Origin of the sequence: Citrobacter sp. Cf118, assembly GCF_030334095.1 — a bacterium.
GTDB classification, from domain to species: Bacteria; Pseudomonadota; Gammaproteobacteria; order Enterobacterales; family Enterobacteriaceae; genus Citrobacter; species Citrobacter freundii.
In genome coordinates this window covers 19,835-44,080 of the sequence record NZ_JAOWES010000087.1, presented here as the reverse complement: position 1 = coordinate 44,080, position 24,246 = coordinate 19,835, and the positions used below count along the sequence as shown (strand labels likewise).

Sequence of the window (24,246 nt, the reverse complement as noted above, 5' to 3'; positions counted from 1 at the left end):
TTCTAACCTCACAATTGGCGGAAACGACTACGTAAGGAAAAAGTATCGGACGTCACATAACGTTCCATTTCACGCAAACGCTTTTCACTAGCCGCCAGCTCGCGATCGACGGCATCCAACAGCTCACCGCTTGATGGCTGCTGCTCGCCGGAAACCACATTATCCGGCATCGGATCCAATACAAACGTCAGCACGATGTAAGCGACGAAGGTGAAAAAGGCCAGACCAAAAAAGACTGACAGCACCACCAGGATCCGTACCAGCTTCACAGGCACATCGAGATAATGCGCAATACCCGCACAAACCCCCTTAACCATGCCCTGCTGCGGAATACGCCACAGTTTTTTGTTCAGATTAACGCCTCCCATTAGCGGTCCCTCCAGTTTGGATGTTCAGCATCAAGGATGTCTTCCAGCGCCTGAATGCGCTCACGCATCCGCTGTGCGTCATCGTTGAGTTCGACCAGACGTTGCTGTTCACTTTGCGACAGTTCGCCACGACTGGAACGGTTGCTGTAATGCAGCCAGAGCCAAATCGGTAAAACAAACAGCACAAAGATGGTTAACGGGATAGCCAGAAATAGCGCGCTCATGAGTACTCCTTACAGGTGATGAGCGGCGGCGCGTTCGGGCGCCGCCAGATGTTATTATTGCTTGTCTTGCTGCATTTTGGCTTTAAGTTGCGCCAGCTGCTCGCTGATTTCATCATCTGCTTTCAGGTCAGCAAATTGCTGATCCAGGGACTTCTGTTTACCGAAATTATGGCTTTCAGCCTCAGCTTCCATCTGATCGATACGACGCTCGAAAGATTCAAAGCGCGCCATCGCTTCATCAAGTTTACCGCTGTCCAGCTGACGACGAACATCACGTGAAGAACTCGCTGCCTGATGACGTAGCATCAGCGCCTGCTGACGAGCACGGGTTTCACTGAGTTTATTTTCCAGCTCACCAATCTCTTTTTTCATACGCGCCAGCGTATCGTCAACCAGCGTGACCTCATGCTCCAGAGAGGCAATCAGGTCAGTCAATTTCTGTTTTTCGATTAACGCAGAACGCGCCAAATCTTCTTTCTCTTTGCGCAGCGCCAGCTCAGCTTTTTCTTGCCACTCTGCCTGTTGCGCGCTGGCCTGTTCGATACGACGAGATAATTGTTTCTTTTCTGCCAGAGCGCGTGCGGAGTTTGAACGCACCTCAACCAGCGTATCTTCCATTTCCTGGATCATTAACCGCACCAGCTTCTGCGGATCTTCAGCCTTTTCCAGCAACGCATTAATGTTGGCGTTCACGATGTCGGCAAAACGAGAAAAAATACCCATAATGTAATCCTCACTTACTGTTCTGATATCGGGCTAAGCCCTGCTGATTTCGTAATGCACTTGGCGTGCCAACTTTTTATCTCATTGATTTTAATAATTATATCTAATTTTACCTGGCGAGAGAATTAGGGTAAATTGGTGAATAACACTAACAAATGGTGAATTTCATCATGGCAGGATACAAAGATAATCTTCTGGGTGAAGCAAACAGCTTTATTGAAGTGCTGGAGCAGGTTTCTCATCTGGCGCCGCTGGATAAGCCTGTCCTGGTTATCGGTGAGCGAGGTACTGGGAAAGAGCTTATTGCCAACCGCCTGCACTATCTCTCCACCCGTTGGCAAGGCCCGTTTATTTCGCTTAACTGCGCAGCGCTCAACGAGAACTTGCTTGATTCCGAACTGTTTGGTCACGAAGCAGGTGCCTTTACCGGCGCTCAAAAACGCCATCCTGGACGTTTCGAACGCGCCGACGGCGGTACGCTGTTTCTCGATGAACTGGCAACCGCCCCGATGCTGGTGCAGGAAAAACTGCTGCGCGTTATTGAATATGGAGAGCTGGAACGTGTTGGCGGCAGCCAGCCATTGCAGGTTAACGTACGACTTGTTTGTGCAACCAATGCCGACTTACCTCGCATGGTCAACGAAGGTACTTTTCGCGCGGACCTGCTGGATCGTCTGGCCTTTGACGTAGTGCAACTCCCACCGTTACGCGAACGCCAAAGCGACATAATGTTAATGGCCGAGCATTTTGCCATTCAGATGTGTCGCGAGATCGGGTTACCACTGTTTCCAGGGTTTAGTGCCGAAGCCAGAGAAACGCTCCTCCACTACCGTTGGCCGGGCAATATTCGTGAACTGAAAAACGTCGTGGAGCGATCCGTTTATCGACATGGGACCAGTGATTACCCGCTGGATGAGATAATCATTGACCCCTTCCGCCGCCATGTCGTGGAATCTCAGGTGCAGGAAGCAAAACCAACATCTGTAGCATTACCGCTGGATCTGCGTGAATTCCAACAACAACAAGAGAAAGACTTTCTACAAACCAGCTTACAGCAGGCAAAATTTAATCAGAAAAAAGCCGCTGAATTACTGGGTCTGACTTATCATCAGCTACGCGCGTTGCTCAAAAAGCATCAAATTTAATGGCTTATCCGGATTGAACAACATGACTTCCATTTACTCAATCTAACCTTGAGAAGTTGCCCCATATGAGATTATTTTATTGATGAGTGTATCGCAGCCATCATCACGTACGGTAATTTTTGTCTGCGCCTCTTTGACGGTCTTGCGTATATGAGCCGATTCCACATTATCTGCACTTGCAAGCCTCTCATAGAGAGCACTTGCCGCAAGATAAGCAGGAAAGCGTTTTTCTAAGTAGAGTCGTTGGGCAAGCCAATCTATATAGGATGACTGGAAGTTCATTTGCAAAATGCAAATTGCCGCTAACCGTTCACCCTCCTTATTGCTCACCGTCAATTGAGGAAGTAAAAAAATAGCGGCTTGACCAAACTGTCTTATACGACTGGCAATTCCAGACATCCATTTTGTTCGTTGAATACTTGTCGGCATTTCAGTACGTACTCTGTCATAAGATGAGGCAAGATTTGCTATTGAATCCAGAACTATATCGGGTTTATCTTTTGGCACAAGAGTCGAAATAAGTTGTGCATTTTTTATTTCAGTGATTGTTGGTCGAACGGGTTCACCGCTTACAGGCAAATCAGGTATTGGATTGCTGGCAATGGCATTTAATACTTGATTTAAATTATTTAACTTACTATCTGAGTCAACAAATGCTTTTTGTAGAAATAAGCGCGTATAAAAGTAGCCATATAAAAAACCAACGGTCAAAAAACCCGTTAACAGCGCTAAGCCCACTGTTGGCGTCGTCATTGAATTACTTATTTTATGGCTAATTTCGCCGATTATATTCATAATTGATTCTGTATTGACCAAAGTTAATCCGACTATTATTTTTGTCAGCCAATCGGATATTTCTTCAAGGTTAGTATTTGGTCGAGAACTGCCCCCATTAGCAATGGCTTTCGGTTCACCCCCCATCGGGTTGCTAAAGCCACTTTTAGGTACGCCAAAGAGAAAGCCGACCGCAGTACCAAATGACATCGCCGCCATTGACCATAGCAGCATAGCGCCCACTTCATCCAGGTGAATAATTTTCAGCGCTTGCCCCAACATGCCAAGAAACCCCATCCAGAAAAAAGGCTTTAGCATTTTGAGTGACACCCGCAAATCTTCGCCAGAAAGCTTGCTGCTCCAGAATCCTGTGATGATGATTCTGTTGATATACTGTGTGAGTTTGTTAATCATATCTTTCTCAACATACAACGGTTATCGTCATTTGAGGATTAATGATATCGCACAAAAACAAACTAATGATAAAGTGGTAATTTCACACAATCTATTTGTTATTTCATATTAAACTTCTACACTATCAATATAAAAACAATCTAATCCTGTATGTTGTTGGAGGAATGATGTTTACTCATAAAACACATCAATTACCTGTTATTATCTTTATAATTAGCATTATAACAGGATGTTCAATAAAACTAGTATCTGATTACGACCAAAATATAGATAAAGGAATCAGTGACACACAAATAATGTTAACCAATATTATTTCAAAAATGCGTAGTTGCGCTCGAAATGATACGCGCAATCGTTTTACTGGCGTATCTCTACCAAAAGATCCGGCGCTCATTATTTGCAACAACCCTACCAGCACTTATTCTCCCGATGATTATGAGAAAATCCAGACGCAGATAGATACATTGATTATCAGATCTGAATCGATAGCACATAATAAAATCACAACAAACGCCTTAATAAATTTAAGCGAAGCTATTTTACAATACCCTTATCAATATACGTCAACATACGAGTCAAAACCAAATAAGCCGATAATGTCCATACAGGAACGTCAACAATTGTCCTCCCCCATTAGTCTGGCCGACTTGAATGCCTTAAAGATAACAACTGATAGCCTTGTAAAATCAATTTTAGTACCCGAACTGGCAAAAAAATCTGATGAAAAATCCTCTAGTGAATAGGTAGGTATATTATGGATTGGGGTAAAGTAGTACAAGACATGCTGAACGCGGCGAAAAAATCTGCAGGCAAAGACTGGGGAAAGCTACGTGACTACGCAGAAAATGAGTTCAAAAATCTCGCGACGGTTGCCAGTCAAATTGATGATCGTAAAAAGAAAGGAACCATTACAGAAATCAATGCAAGTTTTCTCATGGGTCAATATCAGGCTGCTTCGCGAGGGGTCATGTTCGCAATCGAATCACTCACTAATTTGGTCATCCAAAATGCCTGGAATGCAGCAATGTTAGTACTTTCTTCAGCCATCAATACAGCGATTGGTTGGGCTCTTTTGTAGCACAAATTTTTGCTGTAGTACGTTAAGTCAGACTGCTACCAGCCATCGTTGATAATGCAGCGTGCTGGCGTCGATAGTATTCAGGGAGCGGTGAATTTCCGCCCCCTGCACTCCTCTTTACCCCTCAGGCATGGCCGACGAATGGTGCGTCGAAATTTTCCACTCTTTCCCATCCCATGCGTAAGTGAACGTGTAGCGAGCCGAAACAGTAGATTTATCCGCGAAGGTAAACGTGTAGGTGCCGGTATCTATCGCTTTATTGCAGCCAAGACGAATGGTACGGGAATCAATTTTCCCGGTCGGCTTCTTCGCAAGGAAATGCTCAAAATAATCCACACGTTCAGCATCCGTTAAACGGGCTTTATTGGATACTGTGGGCAACAATACCGCATCGCTAAGATAGTTTTCAGAAACCGTCTGCGCGTTACCTGTTTTCAGCGACGCATTCCACTTATCAAAAAGCGCTTCAATTTGCGCTTTATTTACCTTCACGCAGTCTGGCGTCGACGCCGCGAAAACGGCCCCCGGCAGAAAGGTCAGTGGAACAACAAAGAACAGTAATTTATTCATATAAATCATTCCATTAGCGGTTATCTGGTAGCAGGAAAACCATTCATAACCAGGATAAAAGCCAAACTACATGTCATAACCAATGAAAATCATTACCATCTACCCAGTGCGAATAATAAAACCCCATGAATAAGGAAGACACTTAATATACTGAAATAATTATAGATTCCTTGGCTTTCACCACGTTTAAAACCTGTACAGTGTGCTGAATAATTATAGTTCAGCATCGCCTGGGTTACTGTAAAGGTCGCACCTCTGTTTCCGCGCCCCCTTCTGCACACTGGCATAATGTTGATCCTGCGTTTAAGCGAGTCAGATGGGTGATGAAAATGCTAAGATAGTTAATAGAGTATCTTCAAAGTGGATAGCAGGTATGAATTTTGACCATGCCGCGATATTGAATTCGCGGTTATCACTCTTGCAACCCCCAACACAAACGGTAATGGCAAATGTCATTAAGTATTAGTAAGATAGCCACTTTATATATAACCCTTTAAAATTATGCGCCTGGTTTTATCATCTCTGATCGTGATGGCTGGATTTCTGAGTGGTCAGGCTGCTGCTGCGCCTGAGCAAGCTTCGCACGCTGATATCCGTGACAGTGGGTTTGTCTATTGCGTCAGCGGGCAGGTCAATACGTTCAACCCGCAAAAAACGAGCAGTGGTCTCATTGTCGACACGTTAGCGGCCCAATTGTATGACCGACTGCTTGATGTAGATCCCTACACCTATCGACTGGTGCCTGAGCTGGCTGAAAGCTGGGAGGTGCTGGATAACGGCGCAACCTACCGCTTCCATCTGCGTCGTGACGTACAGTTTCAGAAGACTGCCTGGTTCACTCCCACCCGCAAACTGAATGCAGACGATGTGGTGTTTACCTTCGAGCGCATCTTTGATCGCCACCATCCGTGGCACAATGTGAACGGCAGCAATTTCCCCTACTTCGACAGCCTGCAGTTCGCCGATAACGTCCAAAGTGTGCGCAAAATGGACAACAACACCGTTGAATTCCGCTTAACTCAACCTGATGCCTCTTTTATGTGGCATCTTGCCACACACTATGCCTCCGTAATGTCGGCGGAATATGCGGCTAACCTGGCAAAACAGGATCGTCAGGAACTGCTCGACAGACAACCTGTCGGCACAGGACCGTACCAACTTTCGGAGAATCGTGCCGGCCAATATATTCGGTTGCAGCGGCATGAAAAATTCTGGCGTGGCACTCCTCTGATGCCGCAGGTGGTAGTGGACCTCGGTTCTGGCGGAACCGGACGGTTATCAAAGTTACTGACCGGCGAATGTGACGTTTTAGCCTGGCCTGCCGCCAGCCAGCTCAGCATATTGCGTGATGACCCTCGCCTGCGTCTGACGCTGCGCCCGGGGATGAACATTGCCTATCTGGCGTTCAACACCAATAAACCGCCGTTGAATAACCCTGCCGTGCGGCATGCGCTGGCGCTAGCGATCAACAACCAACGGTTAATGCAGTCTATCTACTACGGGACGGCAGAAACCGCGGCATCTATTTTGCCTCGCGCCTCGTGGGCTTATGATAACGAAGCTAAAATTACAGAGTACAACCCGGCAAAATCGCGCGAGCAGTTAAAAGCACTGGGGCTGGAGAATCTGACGTTACAACTTTGGGTCCCTACCAGCTCTCAGGCCTGGAACCCCAGTCCCCTGAAAACCGCAGAGCTGATTCAGGCAGATATGGCTCAGGTGGGTGTGAAAGTGAAGATCATCCCGGTAGAAGGCCGTTTTCAGGAGGCAAGATTAATGGATATGAACCATGATCTGACGTTATCCGGCTGGGCGACGGACAGTAACGATCCTGACAGTTTTTTCCGGCCGTTGCTCAGCTGTGCCGCCATCAATTCACAGACCAACTTTGCCCACTGGTGTAATCCGCAGTTTGACAGCATTCTGCGCAAAGCCCTCTCTTCGCAGCAGCTTTCATCGCGAATTGATGCCTATGACGAAGCGCAAAATATTCTTGCGCAAGAGTTACCGATCCTGCCGCTGGCCTCTTCACTGCGTCTACAGGCTTACCGCTACGACATCAAAGGGCTGGTGCTCAGTCCGTTCGGCAATTCCTCTTTTGCCGGGGTGTTCAGGGAAAAGAAAGATGAGGTGAAAAAACCATGATTATCTTCACCCTGCGTCGATTTTTGCTGCTACTGGTCACCCTGTTCTTCCTGACTTTTATTGGATTCAGCCTGAGCTATTTCACACCTCATGCGCCGTTACAGGGAGCATCGTTGTGGAACGCCTGGGTATTCTGGTTCAATGGTCTCATTCACTGGGATTTCGGCGTATCCAGTATCAACGGTCAGTTGATCTCAGAACAGCTGAAAGAGGTGTTCCCGGCCACAATGGAACTATGCATTCTTGCCTTTGGTTTTGCACTAATGGTCGGGATCCCCGTTGGTATGCTGGCAGGTATCACGCGCAACAAATGGCAGGATCGTTGCATCAGCGCATTGGCTCTGATGGGGTTTTCTATCCCCGTTTTTTGGCTGGCTCTGCTGCTGACATTACTCTTCTCACTGACCCTCGGCTGGTTACCCGTTTCCGGGCGTTTTGATCTTCTCTACGAGGTGAAACCCGTTACCGGTTTTGCCATTATTGATGCGTGGATCTCCGACTCACCCTGGCGCGATGAAATGCTGGTCAGCGCTATCCGTCATATGGTGCTTCCGGTGCTAACGCTCTCCGTTGCGCCCACCACCGAAGTCATCCGCCTGATGCGTATCAGCACCATTGAGGTCTTTGATCAGAACTACGTCAAAGCGGCGGCCACACGCGGTTTGTCACGCTTAACGATTCTGCGCCGTCACGTTCTGCACAACGCCCTCCCGCCGGTGATCCCACGCCTGGGCTTACAGTTTTCCACCATGCTGACGCTGGCGATGATCACCGAGATGGTCTTTAGCTGGCCTGGTCTTGGCCGTTGGTTGATTAACGCGATTCGCCAGCAGGATTACGCGGCGATTTCAGCGGGCGTTATGGTGATTGGCTCACTGGTTATCATCGTCAACGTTATCTCTGATATTTTGGGTGCTATGGCTAACCCTCTGAAACATAAGGAATGGTATGCCTTACGATAGCGTCTATAGCGAAAAACGCCCGCCAGGTACGTTGCGCACCGCATGGCGCAATTTCTATGGTGATGCAACTGCGATGATCGGCCTGTACGGCTGCGCGGGATTGGCTGTTTTGTGTATTTTTGGTGGTTGGTTTGCCCCTTACGGCATCGATCAGCAATTTCTCGGCTATCAGCTTTTACCGCCGTCATGGTCACGCTATGGCGAAGTCTCTTTCTTCCTCGGAACTGACGATCTGGGACGAGACGTTTTAAGTCGTCTGCTCAGCGGCGCGGCCCCGACCGTTGGAGGCGCGTTTGTCGTCACTCTTGCCGCCACACTGTGTGGCCTTGTATTGGGCGTAGTTGCCGGTGCGACGCACGGCTTGCGCTCCGCAGTGCTGAACCACATTCTGGACACCCTGCTGTCGATCCCTTCTCTGCTGCTGGCGATTATTGTGGTGGCCTTTGCCGGACCGCATCTGACACACGCCATGTTTGCGGTCTGGCTGGCGTTGCTGCCGCGCATGGTGCGCTCCGTTTACAGCATGGTGCATGACGAGCTGGAGAAAGAATACGTCATTGCCGCTCGCCTGGATGGTGCAACCACACTGAATATTCTGTGGTTTGCCGTTCTGCCGAATATTACCGCCGGTCTGATTACTGAAATCACCCGCGCACTGTCGATGGCGATTCTGGATATCGCCGCGCTGGGTTTTCTCGACCTTGGCGCACAGCTGCCATCCCCGGAATGGGGGGCCATGCTCGGTGACGCGCTGGAGCTGATTTATGTCGCACCGTGGACGGTCATGCTGCCAGGCGCAGCAATTATGATAAGCGTGCTGCTGGTTAACCTACTGGGTGACGGCGTGCGCCGCGCAATTATTGCGGGGGTGGAATAATGCCATTACTGGATATCCGCAACCTGACGATTGAATTCAGAACCGGTGACGACTGGGTTAAGGCAGTTGATCGCGTCAGCATGACCCTCAACGAGGGTGAAATCCGCGGGCTGGTCGGCGAGTCGGGTTCCGGCAAAAGTCTGATCGCTAAGGCCATTTGCGGCGTCGCTAAAGATAACTGGCGCGTAACCGCAGACCGTATGCGTTTTGATGATATCGATCTGCTACGCCTTTCCGCGCGTGAACGACGCAAACTGGTCGGTCATAACGTCTCCATGATCTTTCAGGAGCCACAGTCATGTCTCGATCCGTCTGAGCGGATCGGACGGCAGCTAATGCAAAATATTCCAGCCTGGACTTACAAGGGCCGCTGGTGGCAGCGCATCGGCTGGCGCAAACGCCGTGCGATTGAACTCTTACACCGCGTCGGGATAAAAGACCATAAAGATGCCATGCGCAGCTTCCCGTATGAGCTAACCGACGGCGAATGCCAAAAGGTCATGATCGCTATCGCATTGGCGAATCAGCCGCGTTTGCTGATTGCCGATGAACCGACGAACGCGATGGAGCCAACCACCCAGGCGCAAATTTTCCGTCTGCTAACCCGTCTGAATCAAAACAGCAATACCACCATTTTGTTGATAAGCCATGACCTGCAAATGCTCAGCCAGTGGGCTGACAAAATCAACGTGATGTACTGCGGACAAACGGTGGAAACCGCGCCAAGTAAAGATTTGGTGACCATTCCGCATCATCCTTATACTCAAGCGTTGATTCGCGCTATTCCTGATTTTGGTAGCGCAATGCCGCACAAAAGCCGCCTGAATACCATGCCAGGAGCAATTCCATTGCTGGAACAATTACCCATCGGCTGTCGTCTGGGGCCGCGCTGCCCTTATGCACAACGCGAATGTATTGAAACCCCAAGACTGACCGGAGCAAAGAATCATCTCTACGCCTGTCATTTCCCGCTGAACATGGAGAGAGAGTGAGATGGTAGAAACCCTGCTCGAAGTTCGTAATCTGAGCAAAACCTTTCGCTACCGGACAGGTTTATTTCGCCGCCAGACCGTTGAGGCCGTCAAGCCTCTGAGTTTCACCCTGCGCGAACGTCAGACTCTCGCCGTCATTGGTGAAAACGGTTCAGGGAAATCTACGCTGGCAAAAATGTTGGCGGGTATGATTGAACCTACCAGCGGTGAGCTGCTGATTGACGATCATCCGTTAAAATATGGTGATTATTCATTTCGTAGTCAGCGGATCCGTATGATTTTCCAGGATCCGTCAACATCGCTTAATCCTCGGCAACGTATCTCGCAGATCCTCGATTTTCCGCTACGTCTGAATACCGACCTCGAGCCTGAGCAGCGTCGTAAACAGATCGTGGAGACCATGCGTATGGTCGGACTGCTGCCGGATCACGTAAGCTATTACCCGCATATGTTAGCGCCGGGACAAAAACAGCGTCTGGGCCTTGCCCGTGCGCTCATTTTACGACCCAAAGTCATTATCGCCGACGAAGCCCTGGCTTCTCTGGACATGTCGATGCGTTCGCAGCTCATCAATCTGATGCTGGAATTACAGGAAAAACAAGGGATTTCATATATCTATGTGACTCAGCATATTGGCATGATGAAGCACATCAGCGACCAGGTATTAGTCATGCATCAGGGCGAAGTTGTTGAGCGCGGCAGTACAGCGGACGTTCTGGCCTCCCCGTTGCATGAACTTACCCGTCGCCTGATTGCAGGTCATTTCGGCGAAGCGCTTACCGCCGACGCCTGGCGGAAAGATCGCTAACAAACGACTGCCCCCTCAACCGGGGGGCATTCTGCCATCAGTGACACAACGTAGGTAAGAGCAGCGTATCAACTTCGGTAAACGTGACTGACGGATAAAGGGCACCCTGCATTGCCCAGACACCTGCAGCACTGGCCTCGTCGACAAGTTGTGCTGTTTCGACTCCCTTCACTACAACACGGTCGCAATATTCCCTGATATTTTTGATCAGCACCGGAAACATCGGTTTTTCTACCTGTTCCAGGAAAAAACCGCGATCCAGTTTAACAACGTCAAAATGACCGCAAACCAGCGGGCTGGCCCCTACGCTGCCGGAGCCAAGATCGCCTAACCACAATGCGTTTGGGCCGTCGCGAAGTGAATTAATCAACAGACTATTCAGGCACACTGTATTCGTCAGAAAACGTTCTGAAAGTTCCAGTGCAATAAATGGTAGTGCCTGTAAGGCCGACTTGATGGCTGGATCACCAATCGCCAGCAGCGCCATCTCGTCAATGAGTTTCAGAGTACAAATAAGGCTGTTGCGCTCAAACCAGTCACGCTTTTCGGCAATTAATCGAATTTGCTCGAGCATGAAATTACGCTTTTGTTCGCTATCCCACGCTGAAATGATGAAATCTGGATGCAACGGTTGAACCGTATCTGAAGTAAACCGGGCGTTCATCTCTACGCCCAGTAATTTATCTGTTGTGTCTCTCATCGTTTCCGCGATGAAATGGTAGTGCATAAGACCACTCCAATTGATCATAACATCCTGATAATGCACTTCTAATCACAATCAATCAATAATATCGATCAATGCATCGATATTGATCGATAAAAACAATATATCATAACAAGCTGAATATTGTCATATTTTTTGTTTTAAGAAAGTTCCTACCTTGCTATGTTTATTAACATCAGCTAGCAATGAAATAATACCATTTCAATGCCTTTGAAACCTTGCATTTTCTCTGCTTCACCGACGTTAAATGCCTGAACGAAGCATAACCTGTGGGGGATGATATACTCCCCACATGCAATGAAGTGACAGGTCACGTGAGGTTGATAACAATTCCTCAGGGAAAAGGCGTGGGATATAATTTCAGACCAATTTCGAGTGAGCTTAACGCGTCAATCATAATTCATTGATTGGTAAAAGATAAGTGTTAACAAAAAGGATTAAAGCCATGGGTTTTTTATCAGGTAAGCGTATTCTGGTGACAGGCCTTGCCAGTAAATTGTCTATCGCATGGGGAATCGCTCAGGCGATGCATCGCGAAGGTGCTGAACTGGCGTTCACCTACCAGAACGACAAGCTGAAAGGTCGTGTGGAAGAATTTGCAGCGCAATTAGGCTCCAACATTGTTTTGCAGTGTGATGTGGCTGAAGATGCCAGCATTGACGCCATGTTTGCTGAACTGAGCAAAACCTGGCCGAAATTCGACGGTTTCGTACACTCAATCGGCTTCGCACCTGCTGACCAACTGGATGGCGATTATGTGAACGCAGTTACCCGCGAAGGATTTAAAATTGCGCATGACATTAGCGCTTACAGCTTTGTTGCGATGGCAAAAGCATGTCGTTCCATGCTAAACCCTGGCTCTGCGCTACTGACGTTATCCTATCTGGGCGCAGAGCGTGCAATCCCTAACTATAACGTGATGGGCCTGGCGAAAGCCTCCCTGGAAGCGAACGTCCGTTATATGGCTAATGCGATGGGGCCTGAAGGCGTGCGTGTGAATGCCATTTCCGCAGGTCCAATCCGTACACTCGCCGCTTCTGGCATTAAAGATTTCCGTAAAATGCTGGCGCACTGTGAAGCAGTTACACCGATTCGCCGCACCGTTACCATTGAAGATGTGGGTAACTCCGCAGCATTTCTGTGCTCCGATCTCTCTGCCGGTATCTCTGGTGAAGTCGTACACGTTGACGGTGGCTTCAGCATCGCCGCAATGAACGAGCTGGAACTTAAATAATCCTAAGACCTAGATGGGCGGTCTTGCGCCGCCCATGACACTCCTCTCAGCTACCACATATGCCTTTCTGATATTTATTATCACGTAACAATCTTTCATCCCCTCATCTGCTTACGTCAGGATATTGCAGCGCAAACGATCCGGCGTAGTAGTATGACGACGAGTCCGGGTCGCCACTTTTAGACCAAGGAACGCCCATGGAACAACGCCGAATTGAAGGCAAAAGCCACTGGTATCATGAGACGCAATCCAGCACGTATCCGCAAGATGTTCTGCCGCTGGTCCCGGAAGCCGCTCATGTCGACGACAGTTTTTTACTGGATCTGACATTACCTGATGACGCTCTTTCGCCCTTTCAATCCTGGTTAACCCCTGCCCGTAAACTTGCCCAGACGCTCTTCCCGGCTCATGTAAACCTGAATCAGATGCATACGTTCAGCGCTTATGAACGGATGAGTACAGCCCTGACCGTCGCTCAGGTGTATGGTGTGCAGCGATTATGTAATCACTATGCCGCGCGTTTAACACCGCTTCCCGGTCCGGACTCCTCGCGGGAAAGTAACCATCGACTGGCACAAATCACCCAATATGCTCGCCAACTTGCCAGCTCTCCTGCCGTGATAGGCGAACGCGACCGTCAGCATCTGGAGGCGGTCGGACTGACCACCAGCGATAATATTCTGATGAATCAAATCATCGGCTTCGTCGGTTTTCAGGCCCGAACCGTGGCCCTGTTTCAGGCCTGGTCTGGTCATCCGGTACGCCGAATACCGGGGCTGGATATTCAGCAATTTGCTCACGCTTCGTTATTTAACGCCACAAAGACAACCTGGCATGCTGCACCATTCCCGATCGAAAAATATCCCCCCCATGATGAGAACGCTGCCAGAGGATATCCCGATGAACTGCAAGCGTTGGTGCCATTATTGATACATTCACCGGTCATTTTAGATTTACTCACGACGCTGATTTCCAGTGCCCGGCGCAGCGCTGTATCAGTACAGGCATTTTCACTGGCAGCGCTGATGACGTCACGAATTAACGGCAGCGTGGCCTGCTTTAACGAGCAGGCGTATACAGCAAATGAATTAGTCGACGTTATCGCCCTGCTTCGCCTGGATGAACGTGAATTACAACGTTGGGAACAACGACATCCGGTTGAGCGCGTTACCCTACAGGCGGTACAATGGCTGACCCGGGCGCCCGACCGCTTTAGCACCGCACTGTTAACGTCTTTGTTCGATCAGGGAATCTCTTCAGAGCAGGCCATTAACCTGCTAGCCTGGAGTGGATTGTGCGGATGGTTGAATCGCTTGAAAATCGCGCTGGGCGACACTGATTAACCGATCCACTTACTGAAAGAGCGCTTGCTGCCACTGGCAGAATCGCGTAAAACTGTCAGCCGCTCTTTTAGCCACGAAAATAGACAATTATGCTTCAGGACAACCCGCTGCTAGCGCAGCTTAAACAGCAACTACATTCCCAGACGCCACGTGCTGAAGGGGTGGTAAAAGCCACGGAAAAAGGCTTTGGCTTCCTGGAAGTCGATGCACAAAAAAGCTATTTCATTCCACCGCCGCAGATGAAAAAAGTGATGCATGGCGACCGCATTGTTGCGGTTATCCATACAGAAAAAGATCGTGAGTCTGCAGAGCCGGAAGAACTGATCGAACCCTTCCTGACGCGCTTCGTGGGTAAAGTTCAGGGCAAAAATGATCGTCTGTCCATCGTGCCGGATCATCCGTTACTGAAAGATGCTATTCCATGTCGTGCCACCCGCGGCGTTGAACATGAATTTAAAGAAGGCGACTGGGCGGTTGCAGAAATGCGCCGTCATCCGCTGAAAGGCGATCGCACCTTCTACGCCGAGTTAACCCAATTTATCACTTTTGCTGATGACCACTTTGTCCCGTGGTGGGTCACACTGGCACGCCATAATCTGGAAAAAGAAGCACCGGACGGCGTAGCAACCGAAATGCTGGACGAAGGCCTGGTTCGTGAAGATTTAACCGCCCTCAATTTCGTCACCATCGACAGCGCCAGCACCGAAGATATGGACGATGCGCTGTATGCTGAAGAACAAGCTGACGGCACGCTACAATTAACCGTCGCCATTGCCGACCCAACAGCCTGGATTGCAGAAGGCAGTAAGCTGGATAAAACGGCAAAAATTCGCGCGTTCACCAATTATTTACCGGGGTTCAATATCCCGATGTTGCCACGTGAATTGTCTGACGATCTCTGCTCTCTGCGCGCGAACGAAGTGCGCCCGGTTTTAGCTTGTCGTATGAGCATTACCGCCGATGGCACGATTGAAGACAACATCACTTTCTTCGCTGCGACAATTGAGTCAAAAGCGAAGCTGGCCTATGACAATGTTTCCGACTGGCTGGAAGGTACAGGCGAGTGGCAACCAGAAAACGACGCGATTGCGGAACAGATCCGTCTGCTGCATCGTATTTGCCTGAGCCGAGGAGAGTGGCGTCATAACCACGCGCTGGTCTTTAAAGATCGCCCGGATTACCGTTTCGTTCTCGGTGAAAAAGGTGAAGTACTGGACATCGTCGCTGAGCCACGCCGCATCGCAAACCGTATCGTGGAAGAATCCATGATTGCGGCAAATATTTGCGCCGCTCGTGTGCTTCGCGACAAACTGGGTTTCGGTATTTATAACGTCCATATGGGATTCGACCCGGCCAACGCCGACGCTCTGGCCGCGCTGCTGAAAACCCACGGTATGCACGTCGATGCCGAAGAAGTCCTGACTCTGGAAGGTTTCTGCAAACTGCGCCGCGAACTGGATGCTCAGCCATCCGGCTTCCTCGACAGCCGAATTCGCCGCTTCCAGTCTTACGCTGAAATAAGTATTGAGCCAGGTCCACACTTTGGGCTGGGTCTGGAGGCATATGCCACCTGGACTTCCCCAATCCGTAAGTATGGCGATATGATCAACCACCGTCTGCTTAAGGCCGTCATCAAAGGCGAAACCATCGCCCGACCTCAGGATGATACCACCGTGCAAATGGCAGAACGTCGTCGCCTGAACCGGATGGCTGAGCGTGACGTGGGTGACTGGCTATACGCCCGTTTCCTGAGTGATAAAGCCGGTACCGATACCCGCTTTGCGGCCGAGATCATTGACGTCAGCCGCGGTGGCATGCGCGTGCGCTTAGTTGATAATGGCGCTGTTGCATTTATTCCAGCACCGTTCCTGCACGCCGTTCGTGATGAACTGGTATGCAGCCAGGAAAGCGGCACCGTGCAAATTAAAGGTGAAGTTGTTTACAAAGTCACGGATGTGATTGACGTAACTATCGCTGAAGTACGGATGGAAACCCGCAGCGTTATCGCGCGTCCAGCCGCGTAACACGCATAAATCAAGCGACCTTTCTCATTTTTGAAAGGTCGTTTTCTTTTTACCTCCCAAATTTCAACCGCGCACTACACTTCTTTCATCCAGTCAAAAAATTTATTTACTATTTTTCAGTTCCGTTGGCTTTGCTTTTTACGGATTCTGGATTACACATAAATATATAAAAAAAACAATACGTTCAGCCATAATCACCCTGAATGAATCATGGCTACCCATACTTTTGAGGCTCTATGCGCTTTAAACGGGATAGTACACATCATGAAAGACGTCCGGGAGCTGATTACGTTGTATAGCTATGTGGGCACTAATAACCCTTACTGGCGTTTGTCAGAGGATTGCAACATCCTGCATTTCTCTGTCGAAGAAACGTCAGAGGCCGATCAGACCATCGAATTATCCCCGGAACAAGCCGAACGCATTCGCGAGATGACGGTAATTACGTCAAGTTTATTAATGACGTTACCGATTGAAGATGACAACATTCCCGTGCATCTGGTCGGCCGAAAAATCAATAAGCGTGAATGGGCCGGTAGCGCATCCGCCTGGGATGACACCCCTTCCGTCGCCCGTGACCTGGCTCACGGCCTCTCTTTTGCCGAACAGGTGGTTTCTGAAGCCAATTCAGTCATTGTCATTCTTGATCGCATGGGCAACATTCAGCGGTTTAATCGACTGTGCGAAGAGTATACCGGACTAAAAGAACGTGAAGTCATTGGCCAAAGTGTATTTACATTATTTATGAGTCGACGTGAAGCTGCCGCGTCACGACGCAATATCGAGGTCTTTTTTCGCGAAGGTAACTCATATGAAGTTGAACGCTGGGTGAAGACCTGCAAAGGACAGCGTCTGTTTTTATTTCGTAATAAATTTGTGCATAACGGTAGCGGCAAGAACGAAATATTTCTGATCTGTTCCGGGACCGATATCACTGAAGAACGCCGCGCCCAGGAGCGTTTGCGGGTGTTGGCGAATACCGACTCTATCACTGGATTACCCAATCGCAACGCTATTCATGATCTGATCAGCAATGCGATTGAGAACGCGGGCGATACTCAGGTCGGGATTGTGTACCTCGATCTGGATAACTTCAAAAAGGTAAACGATGCCTACGGGCATATGTTTGGCGATCAGCTTTTGCAAAGCGTATCGCTGGCAATACTCAGTTGCCTTAGCGAAAACCAGTTACTGGCACGGTTTGGCGGCGATGAGTTTATTGTCCTTGCCACCGAAACATCCCAGGGTTCACTGGAAGCCACCGCGTCGCGTATTCTGACACGCCTGCGTCAACCTTTTCGCATCGGCCTGATTGAAATCTATACCGGATGCTCTATTGGTATTTCCCTCGCTCCACAACATGGTCAGGACTGCGAGAGCGTCATTCGTAACGCCGATACGGCCATGTACACCGCGAAAGAAGGTGGCCGCGGACAGTTTTGTGTTTTCTCTCCGGAAATGAATCAGCGGGTATTTGAATATCTGTGGCTGGATACTAATCTGCGCAAGGCGCTGGAAAACGATCAACTGGTCATCCATTATCAGCCAAAGATAACCTGGCGAGGCGAAGTGCGCAGCCTGGAGGCGCTGGTTCGCTGGCAGTCTCCGGAACGTGGCCTCATTCCACCACTGGAATTTATCTCCTACGCCGAAGAATCAGGGCTTATCGTTCCTCTGGGTCGCTGGGTTATTCTGGACGTTGTGCGTCAGATAGCAAAATGGCGCGCAAAGGGAATCAATCTGCGCGTGGCGGTAAACGTTTCTGCCCGGCAGCTCGCCGATCAGACGCTATTTACCGATCTCAAGCAGGTGCTTCATGAACTCGACTTTGAATATTGCCCCATCGATGTCGAGTTAACGGAAAGCAGTTTAATTGAAAATGAGCAACTGGCACTGTCCGTCATTCAGCAGTTTAGCCAGATGGGGGCGCAAATCCATTTGGATGATTTTGGTACCGGTTATTCGTCACTGTCTCAACTGGCCCGGTTCCCACTTGATGCAATTAAACTGGATCAAACCTTTGTCAGGGATGTACACAAACAACCTGTTTCGCAGTCGCTGGTACGTGCCATTGTTGCGGTCGCACAGGCACTCAACCTACAGGTCATCGCCGAAGGTGTTGAAAGCGCGAAAGAGGATGCGTTTTTAACCAAAAATGGCGTCAACGAGCGTCAGGGTTTTTTGTTTGCCAAGCCAATGCCAGCAGTTGCATTTGAACGTTGGTATCGACGGCACCTGAATAAAAAAACACGCTAATGCAGTAGGATCAAACGTTGAGAATAGCCATAAATGGACATTACGTAACGATCCTATCTGCATGTAATCACAGAATATATAATATTCTTCTATCGTTGAAGTTAATACTATTTTTCCCTTCTCTTTTGCCATGAAATTCTGCATCATGAAATTCAAACTCTATTGCCATTAGGATGATAACCATGTCTGATATCGACGCTCAGCGTCTGGCCGAACGCATTGATACTGTGCTGGATATCCTCGTTGCAGGTGATTACCACTCAGCTATCCATAATCTCGAAATTCTGAAGGCTGAGCTGCTAAACATGACCAAAGAAGATGCCGAATCTTTGCCCAAAAAGCACAAGGCTCCCTGGGAGATCTGATGGCATTAACCCTTTAATGTCGCTGCTGTAAGCAAACTGCACGTGAGGCAGTTTCCGTTTAATTTCCGATACGATATCGCAATAAAATTAATATTATGAATTCCCGACAACAATCTATTTTGCAGATGGTGACTGATAAAGGTCAGATGAGCGTTGCCGAACTGGCAAAAATCACCGGTGTCTCAGAAGTGACGATTCGACAGGATCTGAACACACTGGAAAAACAGAGTTATTTACGCCGAGCGCACGGTTTTGCTGTTTCATTGAACAGCGATGATGTGGAAACGCGCATGATGACTAATTTTACGCTGAAGCGTGAGCTGGCTGAATTCGCCGCATCGCTGGTAAGCCCAGGCGAGTCCGTATTCATTGAAAACGGCAGTAGCAATGCGCTCTTAGCCAGAACGCTCGCGGAGCAAAAAGATGTCACCATCATTACCGTCAGCAGCTATATAGCCCATCTGCTGAAAGAAACCCCTTGCGAAGTGATTCTCCTTGGCGGCATCTATCAGAAAAAAAGCGAAAGTATGGTTGGGCCCTTAACTCGCCAGTTTATCCAGCAGGTACACTTCAGCAAGGCCTTTATCGGCATTGATGGCTGGCAGGCTGACACCGGCTTCACCGGACGCGACATGATGCGTTCTGATGTGGTTAACGCGGTGCTGGAAAAAGGTGCAGAAGTTATTGTGCTTACTGACAGCTCAAAATTCGAAGCCATTCACCCGTACACGCTGGGTCCATTAGAGCGATTCAGCCGCGTAGTCACGGACTCCAGACTTAGCGCCAGCGTACAAATGCAGCTTGAGCACTCCGGATTAACCGTCAATATCATTGATGCCCACGCGTAACATCTTCAGCAGATGATTTGTCAGTTGGCAAATCATCTCCTCTCTGAGAGTTATCTGACAGCCCAATTAAGACTTTTTACCTGTCGTTAACAGGATTAAGTCGTAAAATTAATGTTAGCGATATAACAGGAACGAACCTCCAACTTCAGGATAGTGTTTGTAATGCCTTCGCTAAACGGTTTCACGGAAATATCTTCGTTAGCCTAAATTTAGCGCTATTCTTAAAGAACACTGGATTCCGTGAATCAATAATTCAGGAGAAAGTATTATGTTAGTAACGAGCAAAAAAATGACCGCTGCCATTCTGGCGATTACTCTGGCAATGTCGCTGAGCGCTTGCTCTAACTGGTCCAAACGCGATCGTAACACCGCAATCGGTGCTGGTGCAGGTGCAATAGGTGGTGCAGTCCTGACTGACGGTAGCACGCTGGGTACGCTGGGTGGTGCTGCAGTAGGTGGTATCATTGGCCACCAGGTGGGTAAATAATCTACGGTTGAACGGCTCGATATAATAATACGTTTACTTTTTCAGGTCTGTATTATTAAAAAGCCACGGAAAAATTCCGTGGCTTTTTTTATTAACCGCCAGCCAGTTTAACTTTCATTCCTTTGGCTTCCAGCAGCGATTTAATCAGGTCGCGTTTATCACCCTGTATCTCAATCACGCCATCCTTCACTGCCCCGCCGCAACCACATTTTTTCTTCAGTTCCGCAGCTAATTTGGTCAGTTCGGCATCATTTTGATCAATACCGGTAATCAAACACACGCCCTTGCCTTTGCGGCCACTGGTCTGGCGCTGGATACGGACAATGCCATCGCCTTGTGGACGCACAGGAGCAGCTTTTGGTTCATCAATGCGCCCGGAGTCGGTTGAGTAGACCAGGCGAGAGTTTGAGTCGTTCATTTACGCACCTCGTTTCAGTGAGGCATTAATCATCTTCAGCGTCTGAGCCGGATCTGCCGACTGCGTGACCGGACGACCAATAACCATATAATCCACACCAGCTGACTGTGCTTGTTCCGGCGTCATAATGCGACGCTGGTCGCCCGCCTCGCTGCCTTCAGGACGAATACCCGGCGTAACCAATTTAAATGCCTGGCCAAACGCCTGCTTGAATCGCACCGCTTCCTGCGCGGAGCATACAACGCCATCCAAACCACAATGCTGGGTTAAGCGCGCCAGCCTTTCAGCATGTTCTGCAGGTGACAACGTCACGCCAAGATCAGCGAGGTCGCTGGCTTCCATACTGGTCAGAACCGTTACCGCAATCAGCAGCGGTGCGTCCTTGCCAAAAGATAATAAGGCTTCACGTGCGGCGGTCATCATACGCACCCCACCAGAAGCATGAACGTTAACCATCCACACGCCAAGCTCAGCCGCTGCCGCAACGGCATGCGCGGTAGTGTTGGGAATATCATGAAATTTCAAATCAAGAAAAACGTCAAAGCCACGCTGTTGTAAATCGCGAACCAACTGAGGTCCAAAAAGCGTGAACATCTCTTTGCCCACTTTCAAACGGCAATCACGAGGATCGATTCTGTCGACAAAAGCTAATGCTTTATCACGATTGGAATAATCGAGGGCGACAACGACAGGAGAATCAGTAACAGCACGAGAAGAAGATGAAGCAGTAAACGTCATGACCAGACCTTCTTGAGGATGGGCGCCGACAGTAGCGCGAAATGGGTAAACGGCGTGCATTCTACCTGCGGTAATAGAAAATTAACAGGCGCGATTCCATTTCTGCCAGGCGAATTTGGCCACGGCGGCTGAGGATGGCTTTGTTACTCATCATTAGTATGTTGTAACTAAAGTAAGATTTTTTTAAAAATTACAGCCCATCAAGTCCGCGAATAGGCTTAATGGTTGACCATGAGCGACAAGATGGGCAGTGCCAGTACAGTGTATATGCGGTAAATCCGCACTTCTGGCAACGATAGCGCGGCTTGCTGCGCACCTGCTCCCCGACCATATCGCGCAGAACCATCAGGCTCTCTTTCGCGCGCCCTTCTTCTGCTTCGTTAAGATGGTAATCCATTAATTTGTGGAACACGCGCATCGTAGGATGGCGTTGTAGTTGGCGGGTAATATAAACCTGAGCGGTATCAGTCCCCTCACGCGCTTCAAGAATATCGGCCAGCATCAGCTCGGCGGCGGCGCCAGTATTCTCTTCAACGGCCCGACGTAAAAACTCTGCCCACTCATCGGTTTTCCCCAGATGCTGGTAGCAGCTTTGCAGCATTTCCAGCGTTTCGCTGACCAGTTCTTTATCCTGAGAAATCACGCGTTGCAGACTTTCAACGGCCTTCGCGTACTCGCCTTTCACCATGTACACACGGCCCATCATGATGGAAACCCGGGCACTGTTTTTGTCTGCCGCAGCCCCTTTTTTCAACAGCGCCATGGCACGATCCATATCGTCGCTGCCCATCTGCTGTAAGGCCAGTTCGCAGTAGAAGTGGGCTATCTCAATACGCTGTTTATCTTTGCCTAGCTTCACCAGACGTTCTGCGACATCAATGGCTTTCTGCCAATCGCTGGTCGCCTGATAAATTTGCAGCAGTTGCTGTAATGCACCGACGCGAAAATCTGTTTCATCGGTAAGCTGATTGAACATGTCTTCCGCGCGGTCGTACAGACCTGCGGCCATGTAATCGCGCCCCAGCTGTTGTACGGCCAACAAACGCTGCTCGTAGGTCAGCGAAGCACTTTCCATTAACGTTTGATGGATGCGGATTGCGCGGTCGACTTCACCGCGCGAGCGAAACAGGTTTCCGAGAGTGAGATGAGCCTCAACGGTGCCCGTATCCTCTTTTAGCATATCGAGGAACAGATCCACCGCTTTGTCTTGTTGGTTGCTCAGGAGGAAGTTAACCCCGGCGACATAGTCACGGGAAAGACGGTTAGCTTCATCCTGCTTGGTTTGTTGCGCACTTCTGCGACCCATATACCACCCATAGGCAGCGGCTACAGGTAAAAGCAGAAACAACAACTCCAACATAAATAATTATTCCTTCACAACCGACGAATCGGCAGAAACCGCAACGTCGGTCGCAGGCGTAAGCTGGTTTTCCAGTCGTTTGATTTTACGTTCGGCGCGCGCAAGAGACACACGAACCTTCAGCCAGAAAAGGCCGCAAATTAACCAACCAATCGCAAAACCTGCGGCAAACAATACAGCAAGCAGCGTAGAGATACGATACTCACCCTGAGCCAGCAGGTAATTAAACGTAACCTGTTGATCGTTTTGCGCACCTAATGTCACCGAAATAACAAAAATCGCCAACACCAGTAAGAAAATGAGTAAATATTTCACATTACTTCCCGTTATGTGGTTTAAGCGAATAAATCGTGTACAACTTACCGCGTTGAGCCCTTTAAATTACCATTTTCACAACGAGTGCGAAATGGAAAAGCGCTTTCCGCTTTCTGATTTAAGGGCAAAATTTGAAAAATCAATCATAGCTAGCTTTCTTGCTCGCGTTGCGCGATTTCTTTTGCCTCCTGCACAGGCGGCGTAAGTGGTCCGCATACTCGCTGCGCGAGCCAGGTCGCCAGCGTTACCAGCAGCCATGAAATCAGCGTTGCAACGACCAAATCACGCGGCCAGTGCATGCCCAACAGCAAGCGGCTACCCATAACACTTGTCGCCCAGATAAGCAAAAACACAATCGTCAGCGTACGTCTGCGTGGCCATAACAGCCCTACTGCCAGTAAAGCCCAACTGGCAGCAAACATCGTATGTCCTGACGGAAAGGCAAAACCCGTTTCTTTTTGCCAGTGCTTACGTAGAAACGTCGGAATATCCTGTTGTTCGGCCAATTGCTCTTTAACTAAGTTGCCACGATCTTTACGTTTTAAAGTGTAGAACTCATCAACCGGGATATGGTGCGTTTTTTCCAGCCATACGACAAAGGGCCTAGGTTCCTGCACCCTGTCTTTAACCCAGGACTTCACACCCTGACCGACTAAAATTGCCGCGGCCAGGATCGCAAACAGCATTACCGCAGCTTTCAGACGAAAACGCAGACACCACAGAAACCATGCGCAGAGCACAACGTGAGTGATAATCCCCCACGGCTGCGTCACTGTTTCCGTTACCCAGTACAGAGATTTTAGCCACCAAACGTTGTGTCCCGGCTGCCAACTCCAGCCCGATACCCATACAGCAACCGGCATAATAAGTAGCAGCCCGGCCCCGACCGCAGTGCGCTTTGCAATTGACAGCATTGCCTCTCCTTTCGTCGATAAGTCTCACAATCATAACTGAAAAAAGTGCATGCCGGGAAAATTGACATTTTTGTGCCATTCCAAAGGCGAATCCGTTGTCGCGATTAGGTGAACATCGTTGCCTTATGGCAAAATAGTGC

At 49.1% G+C, this 24,246-nt stretch carries 26 protein-coding genes; 15 read left to right on the top strand and 11 right to left on the bottom strand.

Going from position 1 to position 24,246, the window contains the following annotated elements; all coding sequences use genetic code 11:
- Window positions 1-8 precede the first annotated feature (8 nt).
- From pspC to pspA, 3 genes are read right to left on the bottom strand one after another with little or no spacing between them, the layout of a single operon-like run.
- Window positions 9-368, bottom strand: a complete 360-nt coding sequence (gene pspC / locus OGX67_RS15485; RefSeq protein ID WP_003020497.1) for an envelope stress response membrane protein PspC — start codon at window positions 366-368, stop codon at window positions 9-11.
- Window positions 368-592, bottom strand: a complete 225-nt coding sequence (gene pspB / locus OGX67_RS15480) for an envelope stress response membrane protein PspB (protein WP_003020509.1) — start codon at window positions 590-592, stop codon at window positions 368-370. Before pspB ends, pspC begins: the two co-directional genes overlap by 1 nt.
- A gap of 54 nt (window positions 593-646) precedes the next feature.
- Window positions 647-1,315: a phage shock protein PspA gene (pspA, locus tag OGX67_RS15475; protein WP_003020532.1), complete on the bottom strand. Its 669-nt coding sequence runs from the start codon at window positions 1,313-1,315 to the stop codon at window positions 647-649.
- A gap of 155 nt (window positions 1,316-1,470) precedes the next feature.
- Here pspA and pspF point away from each other — a divergent pair, with 155 nt between their 5' ends.
- On the top strand, window positions 1,471-2,460 hold the full coding sequence (gene pspF / locus OGX67_RS15470) for a phage shock protein operon transcriptional activator (RefSeq protein ID WP_174329248.1): 990 nt from the start codon (window positions 1,471-1,473) through the stop codon (window positions 2,458-2,460).
- 42 nt (window positions 2,461-2,502) lie between these two features.
- Here pspF and OGX67_RS15465 read toward each other — a convergent pair whose 3' ends face one another.
- On the bottom strand, window positions 2,503-3,648 hold the full coding sequence (locus OGX67_RS15465) for a hypothetical protein (protein WP_257651161.1): 1,146 nt from the start codon (window positions 3,646-3,648) through the stop codon (window positions 2,503-2,505).
- Between the two features lie 167 nt (window positions 3,649-3,815).
- Between OGX67_RS15465 and OGX67_RS15460 the strand changes: the two genes are divergently transcribed.
- Entirely contained in the window at window positions 3,816-4,391 is a 576-nt protein-coding gene (locus OGX67_RS15460) for a hypothetical protein (RefSeq protein ID WP_268044294.1), read from the top strand.
- An 11-nt stretch (window positions 4,392-4,402) separates the two neighbouring features.
- Window positions 4,403-4,726 carry a hypothetical protein gene (locus OGX67_RS15455; protein ID WP_257651159.1) on the top strand — a complete coding sequence of 108 codons (324 nt, stop codon included), beginning with the start codon at window positions 4,403-4,405 and terminating at the stop codon, window positions 4,724-4,726.
- Window positions 4,727-4,843: 117 nt separating this feature from the next.
- On the opposite strand, the gene OGX67_RS15450 is transcribed toward OGX67_RS15455, so the two are convergent.
- Window positions 4,844-5,296, bottom strand: coding sequence for an SgcJ/EcaC family oxidoreductase (locus tag OGX67_RS15450; RefSeq protein WP_257651158.1), 453 nt, complete (start codon window positions 5,294-5,296; stop codon window positions 4,844-4,846).
- A gap of 501 nt (window positions 5,297-5,797) precedes the next feature.
- On the opposite strand from OGX67_RS15450, the gene sapA reads away from it, so the two are divergent.
- From sapA to sapF, 5 genes are read left to right on the top strand one after another with little or no spacing between them, the layout of a single operon-like run.
- Window positions 5,798-7,441 (top strand): ABC transporter substrate-binding protein SapA, encoded by a 1,644-nt coding sequence (gene sapA / locus OGX67_RS15445; protein ID WP_257651157.1) that lies wholly within the window; start codon window positions 5,798-5,800, stop codon window positions 7,439-7,441.
- Entirely contained in the window at window positions 7,438-8,403 is a 966-nt protein-coding gene (gene sapB, locus OGX67_RS15440) for a peptide ABC transporter permease SapB (RefSeq protein WP_003020545.1), read from the top strand. The genes sapA and sapB overlap by 4 nt, the downstream gene beginning before the upstream one ends.
- Window positions 8,390-9,280: a peptide ABC transporter permease SapC gene (sapC, locus tag OGX67_RS15435; RefSeq protein WP_003020550.1), complete on the top strand. Its 891-nt coding sequence runs from the start codon at window positions 8,390-8,392 to the stop codon at window positions 9,278-9,280. Before sapB ends, sapC begins: the two co-directional genes overlap by 14 nt.
- Window positions 9,280-10,272, top strand: coding sequence for a peptide ABC transporter ATP-binding protein SapD (gene sapD, locus OGX67_RS15430; protein ID WP_003020556.1), 993 nt, complete (start codon window positions 9,280-9,282; stop codon window positions 10,270-10,272). Before sapC ends, sapD begins: the two co-directional genes overlap by 1 nt.
- A 1-nt stretch (window position 10,273) precedes the next feature.
- Window positions 10,274-11,080 carry a peptide ABC transporter ATP-binding protein SapF gene (gene sapF / locus OGX67_RS15425; RefSeq protein ID WP_003020558.1) on the top strand — a complete coding sequence of 269 codons (807 nt, stop codon included), beginning with the start codon at window positions 10,274-10,276 and terminating at the stop codon, window positions 11,078-11,080.
- 37 nt (window positions 11,081-11,117) lie between these two features.
- On the opposite strand, the gene OGX67_RS15420 is transcribed toward sapF, so the two are convergent.
- A complete protein-coding gene (locus OGX67_RS15420) occupies window positions 11,118-11,807 on the bottom strand; it encodes an EAL domain-containing protein (RefSeq protein ID WP_008322387.1) in 690 nt (229 codons plus the stop codon).
- A 442-nt stretch (window positions 11,808-12,249) separates the two neighbouring features.
- On the opposite strand from OGX67_RS15420, the gene fabI reads away from it, so the two are divergent.
- The 7 genes from fabI (at window position 12,250) to osmB (ending at window position 20,361) form a co-directional block, all read left to right on the top strand.
- Window positions 12,250-13,038 carry an enoyl-ACP reductase FabI gene (gene fabI / locus OGX67_RS15415; protein ID WP_003020565.1) on the top strand — a complete coding sequence of 263 codons (789 nt, stop codon included), beginning with the start codon at window positions 12,250-12,252 and terminating at the stop codon, window positions 13,036-13,038.
- Between the two features lie 197 nt (window positions 13,039-13,235).
- Window positions 13,236-14,381 carry a carboxymuconolactone decarboxylase family protein gene (locus OGX67_RS15410; RefSeq protein WP_071697413.1) on the top strand — a complete coding sequence of 382 codons (1,146 nt, stop codon included), beginning with the start codon at window positions 13,236-13,238 and terminating at the stop codon, window positions 14,379-14,381.
- Window positions 14,382-14,470: 89 nt separating this feature from the next.
- Window positions 14,471-16,405 carry an exoribonuclease II gene (locus tag OGX67_RS15405; protein WP_003020571.1) on the top strand — a complete coding sequence of 645 codons (1,935 nt, stop codon included), beginning with the start codon at window positions 14,471-14,473 and terminating at the stop codon, window positions 16,403-16,405.
- A gap of 264 nt (window positions 16,406-16,669) precedes the next feature.
- A complete protein-coding gene (pdeR, locus tag OGX67_RS15400) occupies window positions 16,670-18,661 on the top strand; it encodes a cyclic di-GMP phosphodiesterase (RefSeq protein ID WP_061547990.1) in 1,992 nt (663 codons plus the stop codon).
- Window positions 18,662-18,843: 182 nt separating this feature from the next.
- Window positions 18,844-19,026, top strand: a complete 183-nt coding sequence (locus OGX67_RS15395) for a YciZ family protein (RefSeq protein WP_003020577.1) — start codon at window positions 18,844-18,846, stop codon at window positions 19,024-19,026.
- Between the two features lie 95 nt (window positions 19,027-19,121).
- Entirely contained in the window at window positions 19,122-19,874 is a 753-nt protein-coding gene (yciT, locus tag OGX67_RS15390) for a DNA-binding transcriptional regulator YciT (RefSeq protein WP_003020580.1), read from the top strand.
- Between the two features lie 268 nt (window positions 19,875-20,142).
- Window positions 20,143-20,361, top strand: a complete 219-nt coding sequence (gene osmB / locus OGX67_RS15385; RefSeq protein ID WP_003020583.1) for an osmotically-inducible lipoprotein OsmB — start codon at window positions 20,143-20,145, stop codon at window positions 20,359-20,361.
- A gap of 91 nt (window positions 20,362-20,452) precedes the next feature.
- Here the strand turns inward: osmB and yciH are convergent, their stop codons facing one another.
- The 5 genes from yciH to pgpB all read right to left on the bottom strand — a co-directional run bounded on the left by yciH (window position 20,453) and on the right by pgpB (window position 24,106).
- The gene (gene yciH / locus OGX67_RS15380; protein WP_257651155.1) at window positions 20,453-20,779 is read right to left on the bottom strand and encodes a stress response translation initiation inhibitor YciH; all 327 of its coding nucleotides are present in this window, start codon (window positions 20,777-20,779) and stop codon (window positions 20,453-20,455) included.
- Window positions 20,780-21,517: an orotidine-5'-phosphate decarboxylase gene (gene pyrF / locus OGX67_RS15375; RefSeq protein ID WP_257651210.1), complete on the bottom strand. Its 738-nt coding sequence runs from the start codon at window positions 21,515-21,517 to the stop codon at window positions 20,780-20,782.
- A 190-nt stretch (window positions 21,518-21,707) separates the two neighbouring features.
- Window positions 21,708-22,877, bottom strand: a complete 1,170-nt coding sequence (lapB, locus tag OGX67_RS15370; RefSeq protein WP_003020592.1) for a lipopolysaccharide assembly protein LapB — start codon at window positions 22,875-22,877, stop codon at window positions 21,708-21,710.
- Between the two features lie 6 nt (window positions 22,878-22,883).
- The gene (locus OGX67_RS15365) at window positions 22,884-23,192 is read right to left on the bottom strand and encodes a LapA family protein (RefSeq protein ID WP_003020595.1); all 309 of its coding nucleotides are present in this window, start codon (window positions 23,190-23,192) and stop codon (window positions 22,884-22,886) included.
- 149 nt (window positions 23,193-23,341) lie between these two features.
- Window positions 23,342-24,106 carry a phosphatidylglycerophosphatase B gene (gene pgpB / locus OGX67_RS15360; protein WP_003020598.1) on the bottom strand — a complete coding sequence of 255 codons (765 nt, stop codon included), beginning with the start codon at window positions 24,104-24,106 and terminating at the stop codon, window positions 23,342-23,344.
- Window positions 24,107-24,246 lie beyond the last annotated feature (140 nt).

Coding starts and splice junctions, on each gene's coding strand:
- pgpB (WP_003020598.1), bottom strand. CDS start 24,106: ATGCTGTCAATTGCAAAGCGCACTGCGGTCGGGGCCGGGCTGCTACTT.
- OGX67_RS15410 (WP_071697413.1), top strand. CDS start 13,236: ATGGAACAACGCCGAATTGAAGGCAAAAGCCACTGGTATCATGAGACG.
- pdeR (WP_061547990.1), top strand. CDS start 16,670: ATGAAAGACGTCCGGGAGCTGATTACGTTGTATAGCTATGTGGGCACT.
- yciH (WP_257651155.1), bottom strand. CDS start 20,779: ATGAACGACTCAAACTCTCGCCTGGTCTACTCAACCGACTCCGGGCGC.
- OGX67_RS15455 (WP_257651159.1), top strand. CDS start 4,403: ATGGATTGGGGTAAAGTAGTACAAGACATGCTGAACGCGGCGAAAAAA.
- sapF (WP_003020558.1), top strand. CDS start 10,274: ATGGTAGAAACCCTGCTCGAAGTTCGTAATCTGAGCAAAACCTTTCGC.
- sapB (WP_003020545.1), top strand. CDS start 7,438: ATGATTATCTTCACCCTGCGTCGATTTTTGCTGCTACTGGTCACCCTG.
- lapB (WP_003020592.1), bottom strand. CDS start 22,877: ATGTTGGAGTTGTTGTTTCTGCTTTTACCTGTAGCCGCTGCCTATGGG.
- pspC (WP_003020497.1), bottom strand. CDS start 368: ATGGGAGGCGTTAATCTGAACAAAAAACTGTGGCGTATTCCGCAGCAG.
- pyrF (WP_257651210.1), bottom strand. CDS start 21,517: ATGACGTTTACTGCTTCATCTTCTTCTCGTGCTGTTACTGATTCTCCT.
- osmB (WP_003020583.1), top strand. CDS start 20,143: ATGTTAGTAACGAGCAAAAAAATGACCGCTGCCATTCTGGCGATTACT.
- pspF (WP_174329248.1), top strand. CDS start 1,471: ATGGTGAATTTCATCATGGCAGGATACAAAGATAATCTTCTGGGTGAA.
- sapA (WP_257651157.1), top strand. CDS start 5,798: ATGCGCCTGGTTTTATCATCTCTGATCGTGATGGCTGGATTTCTGAGT.
- pspB (WP_003020509.1), bottom strand. CDS start 592: ATGAGCGCGCTATTTCTGGCTATCCCGTTAACCATCTTTGTGCTGTTT.
- sapC (WP_003020550.1), top strand. CDS start 8,390: ATGCCTTACGATAGCGTCTATAGCGAAAAACGCCCGCCAGGTACGTTG.
- OGX67_RS15395 (WP_003020577.1), top strand. CDS start 18,844: ATGTCTGATATCGACGCTCAGCGTCTGGCCGAACGCATTGATACTGTG.
- OGX67_RS15450 (WP_257651158.1), bottom strand. CDS start 5,296: ATGAATAAATTACTGTTCTTTGTTGTTCCACTGACCTTTCTGCCGGGG.
- pspA (WP_003020532.1), bottom strand. CDS start 1,315: ATGGGTATTTTTTCTCGTTTTGCCGACATCGTGAACGCCAACATTAAT.
- OGX67_RS15420 (WP_008322387.1), bottom strand. CDS start 11,807: ATGCACTACCATTTCATCGCGGAAACGATGAGAGACACAACAGATAAA.
- yciT (WP_003020580.1), top strand. CDS start 19,122: ATGAATTCCCGACAACAATCTATTTTGCAGATGGTGACTGATAAAGGT.
- fabI (WP_003020565.1), top strand. CDS start 12,250: ATGGGTTTTTTATCAGGTAAGCGTATTCTGGTGACAGGCCTTGCCAGT.
- OGX67_RS15460 (WP_268044294.1), top strand. CDS start 3,816: ATGTTTACTCATAAAACACATCAATTACCTGTTATTATCTTTATAATT.
- sapD (WP_003020556.1), top strand. CDS start 9,280: ATGCCATTACTGGATATCCGCAACCTGACGATTGAATTCAGAACCGGT.
- OGX67_RS15465 (WP_257651161.1), bottom strand. CDS start 3,648: ATGATTAACAAACTCACACAGTATATCAACAGAATCATCATCACAGGA.
- OGX67_RS15405 (WP_003020571.1), top strand. CDS start 14,471: ATGCTTCAGGACAACCCGCTGCTAGCGCAGCTTAAACAGCAACTACAT.